This is a genomic window from Vibrio nomapromontoriensis (assembly GCF_050337205.1).
In the GTDB taxonomy this organism is placed as follows: Bacteria; Pseudomonadota; Gammaproteobacteria; order Enterobacterales; family Vibrionaceae; genus Vibrio; species Vibrio nomapromontoriensis.
This window is the reverse complement of sequence record NZ_JAKJSS010000010.1, coordinates 88,199-105,314: the sequence shown is the minus strand read 5'-3', so window position 1 is coordinate 105,314 and position 17,116 is coordinate 88,199. Positions and strand designations below refer to the sequence as shown.

Here is a 17,116-nt window from a genome sequence, read left to right as displayed (position 1 = left end):
AACCTATCAAGGAAAGTAGTTATGATAGCTAAACTTCTTCAAGCCACGTCGGATCAACCGAAAACTGGCAACAAAACTCGTTTTATTTCCAAATACGCCATCTATGTCGTCTTTGTTGCCATGTGCGTGGTCATGAGCATTTTATCTCCGGTTTTTCTCACCGTCGCTAACTTACTCAATGTAATGACACAGATGGCCAGTATCGGTCTACTTGCGTTAGGCGTCACCATCATCATCATCACCCGCGGGATAGACTTATCTTCAGGTTCGGTGTTAGCGGTAGCAGCCGTGGTATCAGCCAGTACCGCGCAAACCCTAGACTGGGGCATGAGAATGTACCCAAACTTGCCTGAACTGCCGGTTATTGTGCCTATTTTGGTCGCGCTCGGTGTGGGGGCTTTTTGTGGCTTAATTAACGGAGCACTGATCGCTTACACGGGCATCCCACCATTTATTGCTACCTTAGGCATGATGATCATCGCTCGTGGCGCTGCGCTTTTATATTCAGACGGCCGCCCTATCAGTAGCCTAATCGATTCCTACCAATGGATAGGTCAAGGTAGCATTGCGGGTATTCCAGTGCCTGTGGTGATATTCCTCGTCATGGCGCTATTTACTTATTTGTTACTCAATTACACCCGATTTGGCAAATACGCTTACGCCATCGGTGGTAACGAAACCGCCGCCTATGTGTCAGGGATTAACGTGACAAAATACAAAATCCTGGTCTATGTCTATGCAGGTTTCCTCGCCGGTATTGCAGCCTTAATTCTGACGGCTCGTATTAACTCCGGGCAACCTGGATTGGGTAACATGTACGAACTTGATGCGATTGCGGCAGCAACGGTAGGCGGCGTATCGCACGCTGGCGGAATTGGTACCATTCAAGGCACGATTGTCGGCACGATGATCATGGGTGTACTGCAAAATGGTCTCGACCTACTCAATGTTTCCGCTTACTGGCAACAAGTCGTCAAAGGCTTGGTGATTGTTGTCGCGGTTATCTTTGATATGAAGCGCCAGAAGAAAAGCAAATAGCCGTCATACAACTCACTCTAGATACACCGTTACCACAGAAGATTGAATGTAGGGACCTCCCCTGAGGTTTTCCGTGCCACGAAGTGTCCTGCTATCGTGGCTTTTTTTTATTACGGTATGGCAAGCTCACGTTGACGAATACGCGACACCTAAAGCGGTGACTGTGACTAAAGGGAGGCGTTGCCAAAAATGACGATGACGAAAGGTGACTGATGCTAAAAAGCCGAATTAATACAAAATCTAGAGTTAAAAATAATGAAGTAATGAAATAAGTGTTTCATTTCTGTTTTCGCTATTTCACATCGGTGAATAGCTCTGTACTATAGTCATTCACCAAGCCAGCTGCGTCTGGCGTAGACATTCTAAAGGTATTTATTATGGGTTCTGCAAGCAACCTTAGCGAACTTGAAAGCCAAATTCGTCAACAACACAGTAAGTTAAGCAAACGCTTGCAGCAAGTCGCCCACTACGTTCTGGAAAACCCCAACAGCATTGCCTTCGATACCGTCGCCGTTATTGCCAAAGCCGCCGATGTTCCCCCATCAACATTAATCCGTTTTGCGAATGCGTTTAATTACAGTGGCTTTAATGAACTGAAACAAATATTTCGTCAACACCTGGTCGATGAGACAACCAGCTACACACAGCGGGCAAAGTTAGTCAAAGCGCTCAGTGACGATCACCCTAGAGAAACACCCTTGGACATTTTACATGAGTTTGCTAACGAAAATTCTCAAGCCATGCTGCAGCTTGCTCAGCAAACATCGCCCGAAAAGCTTCAGCAAGCACTCGACATTTTGGCCAGCGCTGACAACATCTATCTCATTGGGCAACGCCGTTCTTTCAGTGTTGCTTCCTACTTTACTTATGCGCTGCGCCACTTAGAGTGCCGAGCATTTCTGATTGATGGATTAGGAGGTATGTATGAAGAACAACTTAGTATGGTTGGAGCAAACGACGCCGTGGTTTCAATCAGCTTTTCGCCCTACGCTCAGGAAACCGTCAATCTAAATAAATTAGCAAGTAAAGCTGGGGCGAAGCAAATCATGATTACCGACAGTCTAGTCAGTCCGTTGGCGGAGTACAGTGGCGTATGTTTTGTCGTGAAAGAGGCGAAGGTTGACGCTTTTCGCTCACAGTCCGCTTCGTTATGTTTAGTGCAGTCCATCGCGGTCGCGCTCGCATTTAAACAAGGCAGCACTCCTGAAGAATACGTGCTGCCAAATCGATAAGAATTAAAGAAGCACCGTTTTACCTGTTTGCATCGACTCTAAAGCCGCCTCGGCTAGTACCAAGGCGCGTTCGCCATCGTTGCCATCACAGATAGGCGTTGCTTTTCCTGCTAGAACATCGACAAAATGGGCCCACTCGGCAATGTAAGCTTGCTCATATCGCTCTAAAAAGAAGTATTGTGGTTTTGCACTAACACAACCACTTTCACCCCAGTGCTGAACGAGATCTTCTTTCATATTGCCCGCTTGTAGTAGCCCTTTCTCACCATGCAGTTCCATACGTTGATCATAACCATACCCAGAGCGACGACTGTTTGAAATAGTGGCGATAGCACCTGATGGAAAATTCATGACAATAACCGCAGTGTCAATATCCCCAGCCTCTCCGATTGCTTTGTCTACCATACAGCTTCCGTGAGCGGTAATAGCGATAGGATCCTCGCCTAGAATATAACGAGCCATATCAAGGTCATGAATACTCATATCACGAAACATACCACCCGAGGCTTTAGCATAGTTGGCAGGAGGGGGAGAGGGATCTCGCGAAGTAATCAGTAATGATTCTGCTTTTCCAATCACACCAGCGCCAAACTGCGACTTAAGCTTTTTGAATTGCGGATCAAATCGACGATTGAATCCAACTAGCATAGAAACCGGGGTTTTCGCCAGCACTGCCAAACAATCTCGCACACGGCTGAGCTCCAAATCTATCGGTTTTTCACACAAGATAGTTTTACCATTTTGTGCTGCAAGCTCAATAAAATTGGCATGAGTATCCGTTGCAGAGCCTATACACACCCCATGTACATCTGGGTCTAGCATTGCCTCCTCTATTGTTTGGATCTTTGCATTATATTGCAGAGCCAGTTGATTGGCTCCCTCAACATAAGGGTCTACTATCGAATACAGCTTGGTGTCAGGATGATTATGGATATTGACGGCGTGTACTTTACCAATACGGCCCGCACCAAATAAAGCAATGTTAAACATACTAATTTCCTTGCCATGTCACGTACGTCATTACTGAACGTAAGCGTTAAAAAGATAAATGCGAATACCGCATCCATGAAGCCTATTATTTCTCGTCTTCGCTCTTCAACCCTACGCTTACTAATAAACCGCAGTCCAAAAAATACGCATCAACAACGACAAGATGAAAAATAATTATCACACAAAGTTACCTTAAAACCCCCTAAAAACCTACCAAAAAACTCACACAATGCCTAGTTCAATGTAAATACTGATGTGTAGTCACATAAAGAGAAAAAGGAATTGGAAAATATTTATCACGCGATTGAAAATAGAGTTTACTCTGTTAAACGCCACCGACGAAATCGAACGTGGATAGCAAGATGACGGCTCATAACTATAGAAGGATAATTTATGCGTTACGCATTGCATGGAATGTGCTCATTGCACAACAATATTGTCAGCGATATTCGTCTAGCCAAAGAGACCGGCTATGACGGTCTAGAGATTCACACAGAGAAACTATGGCGTTACATCAACGCTGGCCTCACTAGCCAAGAGCTAAAAACTCGCCTACAAGATGCTAATATCGCTCCTTCCGCTATTGATATTATCGGGAGTGTCGAGAGCACAGGCAGCGCTGCGCAAAAGCAGCTTTTCAAAGACACCGAAATTCTATGTCAGTTTGCTAAAGATATTGGCGCACCAACCATCCAATTAAACGCATTCGAAGCGCTTACTGGACTATCCACTGAGGATAACATCCGAATTACCGCTCAAAATATTCGGAGCATCGCCGACATCGGTAAAGAACATGGCATTCGCTTTCAATATGAAGGCGCGGCATGGACGCCAATTGCAACATTGAAACACTACTTCCAGCTGCACGATGCGGTAAATCGCGATAATTTTGGTTTTGTTTTAGACACGTGGCATTTTTGGGCGTGTCGTGGCGCGACACCGGAAGAGATCGCGAAGATTGACGCATCTCTAATCTACAACGTCCATATATCGGATGGTCACCGCCCTGATATAGGCGCACCTTGGGTTGATGAAAAAGAACTGCGCAACTGCCTAATAGGACAAGGGGAGATCCCTCTACAAGAATGGACAGCGGCGATACAAAGCACGGGGTATGATGGGTTCTACTCTGGGGAATTTTTAAATGACCAGCTGTGGGAAGGCGACCATTACGACACGGCGACGAGTATGCTTTTCGGCATGAAACGTCTATTTAACTGATCTGAAAAAAGTGCGACCAGTCCTCAATAAATTGAAAGCATAAAAAAAGCCGATGAATCATCGGCTTTTTCATATTGAGGTGAGCGAAATATTGTCCCCCTCACGCTACTTAATTTCTCGGCACATTAAGCTAACGGCTAATGTCTGAGCAAGATACATTGAAGAGCTCAAAGAACGAAAGCCCATCACTTCGCCCTCCTCTACCTCAAAACATACGTCCATTTTACTGCCGTGCGCCATCATCTGATTATCCGCAATAGCAATAATAGGAACGCCTCTGTCGTGCGCGCATTCAATCACGTTACTCGTTTCCATCGCATACGGTGCGAACGTCACTGTAAAGAGCACATCTTTCTCATTCATGTTACGTATCATCGGCGTTAGCATGCCACCGTGATCATCTAACAGAACCACGTTATTATCCGATTTCATCAACGCATACCAAAGATAGAACGCCACCGGGTACGCTCGGCGCATCCCTTGGATATAAATGGTCTCAGCTTGGTCCATTAAGCTGACAGCACGTTCTAATTTATGAGGCGAGACTGATACTTGCAGTTTTTCTATCGCATCCACATTCGCCGCACAATAGTCATTGAAGATCGCGGTAGGTGATTCAGGTCGATATGTGTCTTGGTCTCTTGCCTTGCGCACTCGGTCTTTATAATCACGAGGTCTGTTTAGATACTGATCACGAAACAACGCCTGCATGTGGCTAAAACCGCTAAAGCCCATTGCATTGGAAAATCGACTGAGTGTCGATAACGGGACATTGGCTTGTTCCGCAATCGTTGCCATCGTTTCAACGGCGACCATCATTGGTTGAGCCAACACATAATCTGCCACTTGTTGTAACCGTTGGCTAAGCGTGTCGTAACGCTTTACGATCAGCTCTTTTAGCGAATCTAAATCAGCAGGCACTTGAAGAATTTCCGTAGTTTCAACTTCCATACCCTACATCTTTCCTGTTTTTCTGGTGTTATAAAATCAATAATACCCCAAGGCTCAGCACTCTGGGGTATTAATTCTAAGATAAAAGCTCAAAGTTTCGTATTGCTTCTTCTTTCACGTATGGCATTGCTTTTTGCATGAAGTAAATACGGTCAAATTTTTCAGGCTCATCATTCATATAACCACGTAAATTGTTGCCAAGTGCCTGCCTCAAGCAGGTACCGATATTGAACTTTGAAACCCTGCTGTGCTTGAGTTTTTCCATATCTTCATCACGAATTCCACTGGTTCCATGAATCACTAATGGAATAGGCACTTCAGCGGCGATCCGGTCAAGCAAACCAAAATCAATGGTGCATGTTGGCTCGGTCAAACGGTGGATATTTCCTACAGAGATAGCCACACAATCGGCACCACTTTCGCGGGCGAATCTCGCGGCGTCTTCCGGACTCGTATCAATCGTTTTAATATGATCTCTACCTTCATCATAAGGTACCGACCCTATTTCACCCTCTACCGATGCGCCAAGCGCATGCGCCACATCCGCGACCTTACGAGTGCGTGCAATATTCTCTTCTAAGCTAAGCTGAGAGCCGTCAAACATAACAGAACTAAAACCCGCTTTTAGCGCTCGAAACACGATGTCTTCTTCGTAAGTATGATCTAGATGCAAACACACTGGCACTGTGCTTTTGGTCGCGAGACCCAGAAACATCGCAGCCGCGGTTTCGACACCATAAAAATCCACCACGTCTTTATTACATGCCAAGATCACCGCTTTGTTCACTTCTTCCGCCGCTTCCACAACGGCGCGCGCATCCTCAAAGCCAAAAACGTTAAAACACGGTACCGAGTAATTAGACGCTGCAGCGTCAGGCAATAAATCGTTTAAATTAACCAGCATAACGTTCCCCTTATTTAAACTTGGCTATCATGTCCTTGATGCCCGGAATGGTCTCAACCTGATACTCATGGTGAGGGTCAAAGTGTTGAACTAAAGACTTCGAGGTTTTACCCACGATGATAGTGAAGTAGTACATTTCATAGCCAGGCGCCGCGACGCTAGGGTGATAACCCTTGTCTATCGCAATCACAGAGCCCGTTCGAACGTGGTACACCGGGCCAAAGTCGTCTTCATGTTCATAAAGGAACTGAGCGCCAAAACCAAAGTCAGGGTTGAAGCGGAATTGGTACACTTCCTCATACAGCGTTTCTTTGCTGCCATCTTCTTTGATGCGGTCTTCGTCATGTTTATGCGGTGGGAAACCCGACCAACCACCAGCGCCGACAGTAAACAACTCGCTTACGAGTAAACGTCCGCGTTTATCGGCATTACTTTGACCCAAAACGTGTTTGATTTTACGGTGTGTTTTTGTGTCATCAGAACCGTACTGAACCATTTCCACTTCGTCTGCTCGTACACAAAACGGTTCTAAAGAGGCATCAAATTTACCGCCTGCAATCATCACGTCCGCGTCCTCACTGACACAATCGATAGTTGCGGTATAGCCCAGAGGAACATAGACAGACTCTGGTTCACCATCCCAAACGGTTCGTCGTTTACCAATATTATCAAACACCTGTGGTTCATCGCTGCCATTACTCACCGTAATACAACATGTGCCACCCGCGAGAACAATCACAGATTCATAGCCCTCAACGGTATGGATATGTTGCTCGCTCTGGCTCAAACGTACTTGGTTAAAATAACAAAGCGGGGTGACGTCATCATTCACATCGACAATCGGCTGGTTTTGGTTGTTGAACGGGGGTATATGCTTACCCATATTTCTTTCTCCTCTATCGTTGAGTCGTCTTTGCCACTCAACATAATTTTTATTGTTTCACTTATTACGGACAAAAATGCCGGGTCGAGATGGTTGCAATCCATAGTGTCTTATTACTATAAAAATACCGACCCGGCTGACTTACACCCTCGTGATAAATGAAGGTTCAAGCCCAAAGCGTTATGCTCTACTCTCTACAAAGTCGAGCAACTGTTCTTTTGTTGGCATGGCTTCTGTACAACTGGTGCCACTCACGTTAATGGCCGCCGCCGCGGTTCCATGACGAACACCGTCCTCTAGTTCACCGCCGTTCACCAAGGTCCAAATCAGTCCACCTGCAAATGAATCACCAGAGCCAAACGGTTTGTTTGCTTTCACTCTAAAAATGCCTTGCTCAAATTTATAGCCATCTTTGCAATACACTTTAGAGCCCAGCTCACCCGCTTTGATCACAACAACCTGCGTGTTTTCACGTAAAAAACGCTGCGCGGTTTGGTCATCATCTTTGTTACCTGGAGCCAGGACGGTTTCCATCATGTCGAACTCTTCGCGATTACCAATCACGATGTCAGACAGACCTGCGGCAATGCCGTAATAAATCGACGCATCCACATCGGTGCGCCATGAATAAGGACGATAATCCACATCAAGAATCACCACCGTGCCGCTTCTGCGAGCATGTTCCATCGCGATAAGCGTGGCTTCTCGGCTTGGGCTTTCAGATAGCGCAGTACCCGTTACCACCAGTGTTTTTGAGCTGGCAATATAGTCCGCACTCACTTGCTCTGGCTTGATAGTGAGGTCAGAGGCGTTGTTGCGATAGATAAGAACCGTACAGTCACTGGGCTTCATTTCAGTAAACGCCACCGAGGTACGAGAACCCGAGTCATCCGTCATCATGCCGTCAAGGTTAATACCCTGCTCTTGCATGTAGCCTTTGACGTAGCCGCCAAACGCATCATTGGCAACACAGCCAATAAACCCGGTTTTACCGCCCAAGCGGCTAATCGCCACCGCAATGTTTGCTGCTGATCCGCCCACAAATTTGTTGAAACCGGTAATGTCGGCCATGTCGGTATTAAATTCACGCGCATAAAGGTCAACCCCAGCGCGACCTAACACGATGGCGTCGAGCTTGCGATCCTGAGGGAGTGCAATCTTAGTCATAGTGTTTCCCTATTAGTTGTATTCTACCCAAGCCGCATTTTGGTCTGCAGACTCCACACACTTCTCGCATAAACGAACCCCCTCGATACCAGCGTCAATGCCTGGGAACCAAATCTCAGACAAGGCATTTTGGTCATCACGATCAGCGGCATCAAAAGCCAGTGCAAAACGGTGATAAAGGTTCGCCCAAGACTCAAAATAGCCTTCTGCATGACCACCGCCAACGCGATTCGCTGCCACACCTGGTGCATCTTGGTGCAAGTAACCCATGCCACGCTCTAAGATGCGCGACGGCTCACCTTGGACTTCTAAGCGAAGTTGATTGGGCTGCTCATCCCACCATTCAATCGACGCTTTTGAGCCGACGATTCGGATTTTCTGTTGGTGCATAGAACCTGCATTCACCGCTGATGCCCAAAGTGTCCCGACCGCGCCGCCTTTAAATTCCATCATGACGTGCGCGTTATCTTCTAACGGCGTGCGTGACTTAATGAAGCTTTGACGCATGCAAGACAAACGGTCGACCTCTAAGCCTGTCATCACTTCACACAAGTAAAAGGCGTGGGTGCCAATATCACCTAACACATAAGTTGGGCCTGAAACTTCTGGGCTAACACGCCATTTCAAACCTGGATCGTTAAGTTCATATTCTTCATTGTGAAACCCGTGAGCAAATTGCATGTTGATGACGCGAATGTCACCTAAATCACCACGCTGTACCATTTCACGCGCTTGCTGAACCATAGGGAAACCGCTGTAGCCGTACATCACACCAATGACACGGTTGTTTTGAGCGGCGATGACTTTTAGCTCTTCTGCTTCTTCTGAAGTAAAAGTGATCGGTTTTTCACAGACCACATGAAGATTGGCTTCTAGAGCCGCTTTGCAGATTTCATAGTGCGTTGAGTTTGGTGTTGCGATAGACACCGCCTGAATGCCATCTTCACGCTGCGCTTCCGCAGCAAACATTTCTTTATAGTTGGCGTAGCAACGATCGCCAGCTAAGCCCAAGTTGGTCCCAAAGTCACGGCAGCGATCGGCGTCAAGATCAAACGCTCCAGCGACTAATTTGAACAAACCATCACGCTGCGCAGCATTGCGGTGGGAATAACCAATCTGACTACCACGTCCTCCACCAATCATTGCCCAGCGTAGAGGTTGTTCAAAGCGACGTTCTTCATTAAACATAATTTTGCTCCGTTACCTGATACATCCGATCACACGGATGTATCGTGGTTAAGTTATTGAGATTTTGTAATATTCTTTTTAAACACCGCGGCGCTGACTGACGCGACCTTCTTCCCAGTCGGCCACTTTCTTGGCGGTCTCTTCATTGCGAGTCACTTCAGGAAGCCCAACTTCCCACCAACAGTCACACTTAGACCAAGCAGCTGGAGAAACCGGGTCAATATCAACAACAATGACGTAAGTGCGGTCCGCTTCTTTTGCTCTTGCAAACGCGGCATCAAATTCAGTAATTGAGGTTAACTTTTCGCTTATCGCGCCTTGTGCTTCAGCGTGCTTGGCAAAATCGACGCGAGCCAACTCACCATCTGGTCGACGACAATCTTCTAGCAAGTTATTAAATGACTCGTTGCCCGTGTTGTTTTGTAGTTTGTTGATAACGGCGAAACCACCGTTGTCACACACTACGACAATCATTTTGTGCCCAGTTAGCACTGACGAGTAAATGTCCGAGTTTTGGATTAGGTATGAACCATCACCGACAAGAACCACGACATCATTATCAGGGTTGGCAATTTTAGCGCCCCAGCCACCCGCAATTTCGTAGCCCATGCAGGAATAACCAAAGTCGATATCAAATTTACCAATTTGGTAGTTTTGCCAGTTCATCGAGAGCTCGGCGGGTAAGCCACCAGCGGCAGTCAGAACGGTGTCACCCTCTTCCATACTGTGATTAAGTTTGCCAATTACCTCAGCATAAGAAGAGGTACCCGCCAGTAATTCACCGTCTTGTGGGTGAGTGCGGCGGTGAACCAACGCTTTCCACTCATCCGCTTCTGCTTTGGCTTTCGCAGCCCACTCGTCACTTGAGCGCCAGTCCGCCAACAGGCCTGAAAGCTTGTTCATACAGGTTTGTGCATCACCCAACACTGGGTGTGAACGGTGTTTAATCGCATCAAATTTAGCCACGTTGATGCTAATAAGTTGCATATCTGGGTTTTTAAATACGCTCCAAGAACCAGTGGTGAAGTCTTGTAAACGCGTACCAATGGCAACCACCACGTCGGCTTCATTCGCCATGTGGTTGGCAGAATTAGAACCTGTCACACCAATAGGCCCAGCATTCAACGGGTTGTCTTGCAGCATAGTGGCGCGACCAGCAATGGTTTCTACCACTGGAATATTGTGCTTAGCAGCAAATGCCGCAAGTTCATCGGTCGCCAATGAGTAATGCACCCCACCACCAGAAATAATCAGTGGTTTTTTCGCTTGAGTTAGAATCGCTTTCGCTTCTTCGAGCACAATCATTTCCGGCTCAGGGCGACGGATTCGGTGACATTTTTCAGCAAAAAAGACTTCTGGGAAATCATAAGCCATGCCTTGGACATCTTGAGGCAAGCCAAGGAAAACTGGACCACAAGTTGCTGGGTCAAGCATGGTATCTAGCGCTTGAGGTAGCGTATGCATCAGCTGTGAAGGCGACAACACACGATCCCAATAACGAGTAAGAGGTTTGAACGCGTCGTTAGAGGTGACCGATGGATCTTCAAAGTTTTCTGGTTGCTGAAGCACAGGGTCTGGTAGACGACTAACGTAAGCATCACCCGAAATAAGTAAGAGAGGCAGGCGGTTAGTATGAGCAATACCCGCTGCAGTGACCATGTTCGTTGCACCAGGTCCAATTGAGCTCGTCGCGATGCCAATACGTTGGCGTTTATTCGCTTTTGCATAAGCAATGGCCGCGGTCGCCATGGATTGCTCGTTTTGACCACGCCACGTCGGGATTTGTTCTTCGATATTCTTAAGCTGCTGACCAAAACATGTCACATTGCCGTGACCAAAAATGGCAAAGGCAGCACCAAACAGTTGCTCTTCTTTTCCATCGACTACAATTTTCTGCGCTGCAAGGTATTTCGCTAGGGCTTCAGCAACAGTTAGGCGTACAGTTTTCATCTTCTTCCTCGATATTTCTTACACGCAATTGGTACATTGCCGTGCCAATTGCGTATTCCATATATGTCGACTTTTTGGCTTATTGTTGGGTTCCCCTTCAATAAGCCATTTTTTATTACAAGCCGTATTTATTCGCGTAGCCTGTGATGTTCTCGTACGCGGTTTTTGCAAACGTTAGTGGATGTGCTTTAGCCGGATCTTGCTCGGCTTCGACTAATAACCAGCCTTCGTAGTTACGGGCTTTAAGCGCCGCAAACACGTCGTCATAATTCACATCGCCGGTACCTGGAACGGTAAACACGCCATCAAGCACTGCATTTAGGAATGATTTGTCTGCATCACGCGCCGCATTCATCACTTCAATACGCAGATCTTTAAAGTGCATATGACCAATACGGTGACCCCAGCGCTCAATAATATTGACTGGATTACCACCACCGTACGTGATGTGACCAGTATCCAAAGTGAGGTACACAGAATCACCCGTCAGTTCCATCAAGCGGTTGATGTCTTCTTCTGTCTCAACAATCGTGCCCACGTGGTGGTGGAAAGACAGTTTGATATCGTGCTTGTTTAATAGGTAGTCAGCGACCGTTGTCAATTTGTCCGCGTACGTTTTCCACTCGTCATCCGTTAAAATAACGCGAGATGACAATGGCTTAGTAATATCACCATGAACCGTATTGCTCACTTCACCGTAAACCATCGCTTTACAGCCAGCCGCTTTAAGTAGGAGGATGTGACCTTGCATTTCTGCAATTTCTTCTTCGGCGGTTAATGTCATTAAATTGCCACTGAACCAACCAGACGCCAGCACTAAATTGTGGTTTTTAAGCAGTGGAATAAGAACTTCTGGCTCTCTTGGGTATTTTGTCCCTAGCTCTGTGCCAGTAAAGCCAGATTCCGACATTTCACTCAAACATGTCTCCAACGGGATTTCGCCACCAAGCTCTGGCATATCATCGTTTGTCCAAGTTAAAGGACTAATTCCATATTGAACTTTGCTCATGTTCGTACTCCAAAAATGTTTTTATAAGTTAAATGTAATGAGGTCCGTTATTTTCTAAGCACTGCAAATGCGTATGTGGTAGAAAGGTTGACCGCACCAGTTTGCTTCACTGGGGACCAATATAATCTAAAAAACACAACATGAAAAATATTTTTCACTCAAAATAAATTAATGGGAAATTTAAATGAAAGTTGAAAAAAGCTAGGGTTTTCGCGGGCTAAAGGGGAAAAGCGGCACAGATCACACTTGCAATATATTAAATTAAATCAACAACTTAACACCATCATGACATTCGATAAATATTTTCCATATGTTGATCGAGTTAACATTATAAAACAATGGGTCATTTAATTTATAGCCCTATTTAGCCTGAGGCTTTATGATTTACCTCGTCGCCAATATGAAAAATATTTATCAAGCGTATTTACAATTATTATTATATTCGCTGGCGACGTATTGAATCCGATACGCTTACCCTACATTCATTGGTTGATCGGATAGCTGCCCACACTGCCTTATTTGATGGTTAAGTTAGTGCCGGGTCTCATACAAAGGAGCATGTAATGTCACCTAACTCTGAGACACAGTCTCATAAACACAATATCGCCTATATCGTTAGAATTTGTTGTATCGCCGCATTAGGAGGGATCTTGCTCGGCTACGATACCGCCGTAATATCAGGTGCTATTGGACCCATTAGAGATTATTTCGGCTTAACACCAGCGCAGACTGGCTGGGCCGTATCAAGTGTTGTTCTGGGCAGTATCATTGGCGCGGTATCAGCGGGGACCGTTGCTCTTAAATATGGACGTCGAAGCGCATTATTCTTATCAGCGGTACTATTCATTATATCCGCCATTGGTTCTGCCATTGCTCCCACTTTTACCATCTATGTATTATTAAGAATCGTGGGCGGCGTGGCAGTTGGCATCGCTTGTGTGGTTTCTCCAATGTATATGTCGGAAGTCGCGCCTAAAGATTTTCGAGGACGTGCGGTCAGTATGTTCCAACAATCCGCTGTGATTGGTCAAACCGGCGTCTTCTACGTTAACTACCTAATCGCCAAAGGCATGTCTGAAGCTTGGCTGGTTGATGTCGGTTGGCGCTGGATGTTGGCATCAGAGGTATTACCTGCAGCATTATTTGGTTGCTTACTGATCATGATTCCAGAATCGCCACGCTGGCTTGTATTGAAGGGCCAACTTGGTAAAGCAAAAGAAACCCTTTCCCGTATATCAAACCCTGAACATGCTGACCGTGTTATTCTTGATATTCAAAAATCATTAGTGCCAGCAAACGCATCAAAAAACAGCAAAATCAGCCTACGCTCACCGCTTCTATTTTCAATTTTAGTCATTGGTACCTTTGTTGCCGCCGCGCAACAACTGACTGGTATTAACGTCATCATGTACTATACACCTGAAATTCTAAAACCTATCGCGGGTGGTACTGAAAACGCGTTATTCCAAACAACGTTTGTCGGCATTGTTTTCATTCTTGGTAACGCGCTAGGTATGTACTTAATCGATAAAGTTGGTCGCTTACCACTAATGAAATACGGCACGCTTGGCTGTGCATTGGGCATGACGATTGTGGGCTATGTCCTCTACACCGGAACAGAAGGCTACGCTGCTTTATTTGCCTTGTGTTTGTATGTGGTGGCTTATGCGACGTCGTGGGGCTGCGCATGCTGGACCATGATTTCTGAAATATTCCCGAACAGCATTCGTTCACGAGCGATGGCTATCGCGGTTGGTGCTCAGTGGTTTACGGGATTCATCGTCACTCAAAGCTTCCCTATGCTCAATGAAAACCCGTATCTAAAAGAGAACTTCAATGGCGCCTTTGCTTTCTGGGTATTCGCAGCATTGTCACTGATTTGTATGGTGATTGTTGTTAAATATGTCCCTGAAACTAAAGGGGTTAGCCTGGAAGATATGGAAAAGGTCATGGCTAAAAAGTTAGGCAAAAAAGCACCAGTTAAGACAACTGAAGCAACTGTATAAATCACACAACCATCGTAATAACAGGCTATTTGAGTGAATAGCCTGTTTTCTTTTTCACTATAAGCCGCGGTAGAATCTATGTTAGATAAAATGGCGTTCTTTATTTATGTCGTACGCACAGGTTCGATCTCAGCGGCGGCCCGAAAACTGAATATCTCCGTTTCCGCAGGAAGCCGATGGTTACAAGAGCTGGAGCAAAAGTTTGGCTTGCCCCTATATCGACGTAATAACCGCCTGTTGAAACCCACACCCGCGGGTCAAAAACTCTTCGACGATTTTTCCATTATTGTCGATCGTTCGGAAGCCGTGGTGCGTAGCATGCAAGATTATCAACAGTACGATAAAGGTCATATCGATATTATCTGCACACCCGTCTTTGCTAACCATTTCTTAATGGAAAAAATAAGCCAATACTTAACGTCTAACCCGAACGTGACGTTCAATCTCAACATCACCCCTTGGGCGCTCGATCATGCTGCTGACAGTGATATCACCATCAGCGCCAATGCCTCCTATCAGGGTTACCGAGAGCGCGATCTGCATTTGGTACGCCGCGAAATCATGCAAAGTCCATTTGTCGTTGTCGCTTCACCGGACTACCTGACAAGACATATGACCCCTGCTGCTCCTTGTGAGTTAACCAACCACCAATGTCTATTTGCCACCACCCTGACCGGCAGCAATGACTGGGTGTTTCATCAAAATAATGAATGCCAGATAGTAAAGGTGCCTAAGTCACTCGAGGTCAACGATAGCGACCTATTGTTGCAGGCAACATTAAACGGGGCAGGTATTGCCTACTTGCCATTATTTTTGGTCGACGATTACATTAAGCGTGGCGAAATCATCCCCATTTTGGAGGATTTTGATACCAGTGTTTGGAGCTTAAATGTTTATTATCAGCCACCTGCTACGGCGTCAGCCGTCGCCATCCACTTTAAAGAGTTTCTGTTAGCGTAGCGGTTAAAAGCAACTCGTTTAACAAGGTCAATCAATACCTCGAGTGTCACCGAGCATATTAGCGACACCACATTTCTCAGCACATCGCCCTTCCTCGCTCGCGATTTTCTATTGTGAGTAATCACAAGTTTGCAATGAATCCATGTGTACATGCATTCATTTGCGTTATAACAAGCTAACGTTCACAACCGATGAGATAACGATCATGGAAAATACTTTTGAGCACAAAATGCCAAATAAAGACGGGTATTTCGGCGAATATGGGGGAAGTTTTATTCCACCTCAGCTTCAAGAAATTATGGATGAGATTAGTGCAGCCTACGATGAATGTCGCCAAGATCCGGCTTTCAAGGCCGAGTTGGCCCGCCTTTATAAGCATTTTGTTGGTCGCCCAAGTCCTATTTTCCATGCTCAAAATCTCTCACAGAAATACGGCGCTGATATTTACTTAAAGCGTGAAGATTTGAACCACACTGGCGCTCACAAGATCAACCATTGTTTAGGCGAAGCCTTAATTGCCAAAAAGCTGGGTAAGAAGAAACTGATTGCAGAAACAGGGGCTGGACAACATGGTGTTGCCTTGGCGACGGCAGCTGCATTAGTCGGACTTGAGTGTGATATGTATATGGGCGAAGTGGATATCGCTAAAGAGCACCCAAATGTGGTACGGATGCGTATTTTAGGAGCAAACGTCATCCCCGCCACTCATGGTCGTAAAACATTAAAAGAGGCGGTAGATGCCGCATTTGAAGCTTATTTATCAGATCCACACACTCAACTCTACGCAATTGGTTCCGTGGTTGGCCCCCACCCCTTCCCTGCGATGGTTCGCGATTTCCAATCCATTATTGGTAACGAGGCTCGTATCCAGTTTCAAGAGATGACCAATACCTTACCTAACAATCTTGTTGCCTGCGTTGGAGGTGGGTCTAACGCCATGGGACTCTTTAGCGCCTTCTTAGAAGACGACCAAGTCGCCATCTATGGTGTTGAACCATCCGGTCGCGATTTGCATTCCGTTGGTGAGCATGCGGCCACGCTGACACTCGGTGAGCCTGGAGTCATGCACGGTTTCAAGTCTTATATGCTGACGGACAAAAACGGCGAACCGCAAGAAGTTTACTCCGTTGCAAGTGGGTTAGATTATCCGTCGGTTGGGCCACAACATGCCTACCTAAAAGATTCTGGGCGAGTGAATTATGGCCACATCAACGATCAAGAAGCCATCGATGCATTCTTTGAACTATCTCGACTAGAAGGCATCATCCCAGCCATCGAGTCCGCTCATGCGGTGGCCTATGCTATTAAGCTAGCTCAACAAGGCGAAAAAGGATCGATATTGCTTAACTTGTCTGGCCGTGGTGACAAAGACATCGATTTTGTCGTTGAAAACTATGGCAGCGACTACGGTATAGAGACATTAGTTTAACGCCACACGCAGACTAAAACCCCTTTCACTGGCGATGCTAAGTTCTAGCTTCGCCAGCAGTACCTTTCTCAGCAAGTGATAATATCAACATTAATTCCATTCATAGTACAAATATTCAGAATAATCATCTTCTCAATGTGATTTTTTGGATATAAAAACGAAAATGTAGAAATTAATTCCATAAAACA

14 protein-coding genes are annotated in these 17,116 nt (G+C 46.0%); 6 read left to right on the top strand and 8 right to left on the bottom strand.

Translation table 11 applies throughout. The annotated features are described in order from the left end of the window. Positions 1-21 precede the first annotated feature (21 nt). Both L4D05_RS13505 and L4D05_RS13500 read left to right on the top strand, forming a co-directional pair. The gene (locus L4D05_RS13505) at positions 22-1,038 is read left to right on the top strand and encodes an ABC transporter permease (RefSeq protein WP_265676813.1); all 1,017 of its coding nucleotides are present in this window, start codon (positions 22-24) and stop codon (positions 1,036-1,038) included. A 377-nt stretch (positions 1,039-1,415) separates the two neighbouring features. Further along, positions 1,416-2,270, top strand: a complete 855-nt coding sequence (locus L4D05_RS13500; protein ID WP_428794335.1) for a MurR/RpiR family transcriptional regulator — start codon at positions 1,416-1,418, stop codon at positions 2,268-2,270. A gap of 3 nt (positions 2,271-2,273) precedes the next feature. On the opposite strand, the gene iolG is transcribed toward L4D05_RS13500, so the two are convergent. Continuing rightward, the gene (iolG, locus tag L4D05_RS13495; RefSeq protein WP_265676815.1) at positions 2,274-3,260 is read right to left on the bottom strand and encodes an inositol 2-dehydrogenase; all 987 of its coding nucleotides are present in this window, start codon (positions 3,258-3,260) and stop codon (positions 2,274-2,276) included. Positions 3,261-3,653: 393 nt separating this feature from the next. Between iolG and L4D05_RS13490 the strand changes: the two genes are divergently transcribed. Next, positions 3,654-4,481: a sugar phosphate isomerase/epimerase family protein gene (locus L4D05_RS13490; RefSeq protein WP_428794334.1), complete on the top strand. Its 828-nt coding sequence runs from the start codon at positions 3,654-3,656 to the stop codon at positions 4,479-4,481. Positions 4,482-4,586: 105 nt separating this feature from the next. On the opposite strand, the gene L4D05_RS13485 is transcribed toward L4D05_RS13490, so the two are convergent. The 7 genes from L4D05_RS13485 to iolE form a co-directional block, all read right to left on the bottom strand. Next, complete coding sequence (locus L4D05_RS13485) at positions 4,587-5,432, bottom strand: MurR/RpiR family transcriptional regulator (RefSeq protein WP_265676817.1); 846 nt, start codon at positions 5,430-5,432, stop codon at positions 4,587-4,589. Positions 5,433-5,508: 76 nt separating this feature from the next. Further along, the gene (locus L4D05_RS13480; protein WP_265676818.1) at positions 5,509-6,336 is read right to left on the bottom strand and encodes a class II fructose-bisphosphate aldolase; all 828 of its coding nucleotides are present in this window, start codon (positions 6,334-6,336) and stop codon (positions 5,509-5,511) included. 10 nt (positions 6,337-6,346) lie between these two features. Then, on the bottom strand, positions 6,347-7,219 hold the full coding sequence (locus L4D05_RS13475; RefSeq protein ID WP_265676819.1) for a 5-deoxy-glucuronate isomerase: 873 nt from the start codon (positions 7,217-7,219) through the stop codon (positions 6,347-6,349). A gap of 180 nt (positions 7,220-7,399) precedes the next feature. Next, positions 7,400-8,386 (bottom strand): 5-dehydro-2-deoxygluconokinase, encoded by a 987-nt coding sequence (iolC, locus tag L4D05_RS13470; protein ID WP_265676820.1) that lies wholly within the window; start codon positions 8,384-8,386, stop codon positions 7,400-7,402. Positions 8,387-8,398: 12 nt separating this feature from the next. Continuing rightward, positions 8,399-9,574, bottom strand: a complete 1,176-nt coding sequence (locus L4D05_RS13465) for a Gfo/Idh/MocA family protein (protein ID WP_265676821.1) — start codon at positions 9,572-9,574, stop codon at positions 8,399-8,401. 78 nt (positions 9,575-9,652) lie between these two features. Then, on the bottom strand, positions 9,653-11,524 hold the full coding sequence (gene iolD, locus L4D05_RS13460; protein ID WP_428794333.1) for a 3D-(3,5/4)-trihydroxycyclohexane-1,2-dione acylhydrolase (decyclizing): 1,872 nt from the start codon (positions 11,522-11,524) through the stop codon (positions 9,653-9,655). A 115-nt stretch (positions 11,525-11,639) separates the two neighbouring features. After that, positions 11,640-12,533, bottom strand: a complete 894-nt coding sequence (gene iolE, locus L4D05_RS13455) for a myo-inosose-2 dehydratase (protein WP_265676823.1) — start codon at positions 12,531-12,533, stop codon at positions 11,640-11,642. Between the two features lie 563 nt (positions 12,534-13,096). On the opposite strand from iolE, the gene L4D05_RS13450 reads away from it, so the two are divergent. From L4D05_RS13450 to trpB, 3 genes are all read left to right on the top strand, one after another. Next, positions 13,097-14,539 carry a sugar porter family MFS transporter gene (locus L4D05_RS13450; RefSeq protein WP_265676824.1) on the top strand — a complete coding sequence of 481 codons (1,443 nt, stop codon included), beginning with the start codon at positions 13,097-13,099 and terminating at the stop codon, positions 14,537-14,539. A 78-nt stretch (positions 14,540-14,617) separates the two neighbouring features. Further along, positions 14,618-15,499, top strand: a complete 882-nt coding sequence (locus L4D05_RS13445) for a LysR family transcriptional regulator (protein WP_428794332.1) — start codon at positions 14,618-14,620, stop codon at positions 15,497-15,499. 229 nt (positions 15,500-15,728) lie between these two features. After that, positions 15,729-16,928, top strand: a complete 1,200-nt coding sequence (trpB, locus tag L4D05_RS13440; RefSeq protein ID WP_428794462.1) for a tryptophan synthase subunit beta — start codon at positions 15,729-15,731, stop codon at positions 16,926-16,928. Positions 16,929-17,116 lie beyond the last annotated feature (188 nt).

Coding starts and splice junctions, on each gene's coding strand:
- L4D05_RS13450 (WP_265676824.1), top strand. CDS start 13,097: ATGTCACCTAACTCTGAGACACAGTCTCATAAACACAATATCGCCTAT.
- iolG (WP_265676815.1), bottom strand. CDS start 3,260: ATGTTTAACATTGCTTTATTTGGTGCGGGCCGTATTGGTAAAGTACAC.
- iolD (WP_428794333.1), bottom strand. CDS start 11,524: ATGAAAACTGTACGCCTAACTGTTGCTGAAGCCCTAGCGAAATACCTT.
- L4D05_RS13505 (WP_265676813.1), top strand. CDS start 22: ATGATAGCTAAACTTCTTCAAGCCACGTCGGATCAACCGAAAACTGGC.
- L4D05_RS13480 (WP_265676818.1), bottom strand. CDS start 6,336: ATGCTGGTTAATTTAAACGATTTATTGCCTGACGCTGCAGCGTCTAAT.
- L4D05_RS13445 (WP_428794332.1), top strand. CDS start 14,618: ATGTTAGATAAAATGGCGTTCTTTATTTATGTCGTACGCACAGGTTCG.
- iolC (WP_265676820.1), bottom strand. CDS start 8,386: ATGACTAAGATTGCACTCCCTCAGGATCGCAAGCTCGACGCCATCGTG.
- L4D05_RS13485 (WP_265676817.1), bottom strand. CDS start 5,432: ATGGAAGTTGAAACTACGGAAATTCTTCAAGTGCCTGCTGATTTAGAT.
- L4D05_RS13465 (WP_265676821.1), bottom strand. CDS start 9,574: ATGTTTAATGAAGAACGTCGCTTTGAACAACCTCTACGCTGGGCAATG.
- iolE (WP_265676823.1), bottom strand. CDS start 12,533: ATGAGCAAAGTTCAATATGGAATTAGTCCTTTAACTTGGACAAACGAT.
- L4D05_RS13500 (WP_428794335.1), top strand. CDS start 1,416: ATGGGTTCTGCAAGCAACCTTAGCGAACTTGAAAGCCAAATTCGTCAA.
- trpB (WP_428794462.1), top strand. CDS start 15,729: ATGCCAAATAAAGACGGGTATTTCGGCGAATATGGGGGAAGTTTTATT.
- L4D05_RS13490 (WP_428794334.1), top strand. CDS start 3,654: ATGCGTTACGCATTGCATGGAATGTGCTCATTGCACAACAATATTGTC.
- L4D05_RS13475 (WP_265676819.1), bottom strand. CDS start 7,219: ATGGGTAAGCATATACCCCCGTTCAACAACCAAAACCAGCCGATTGTC.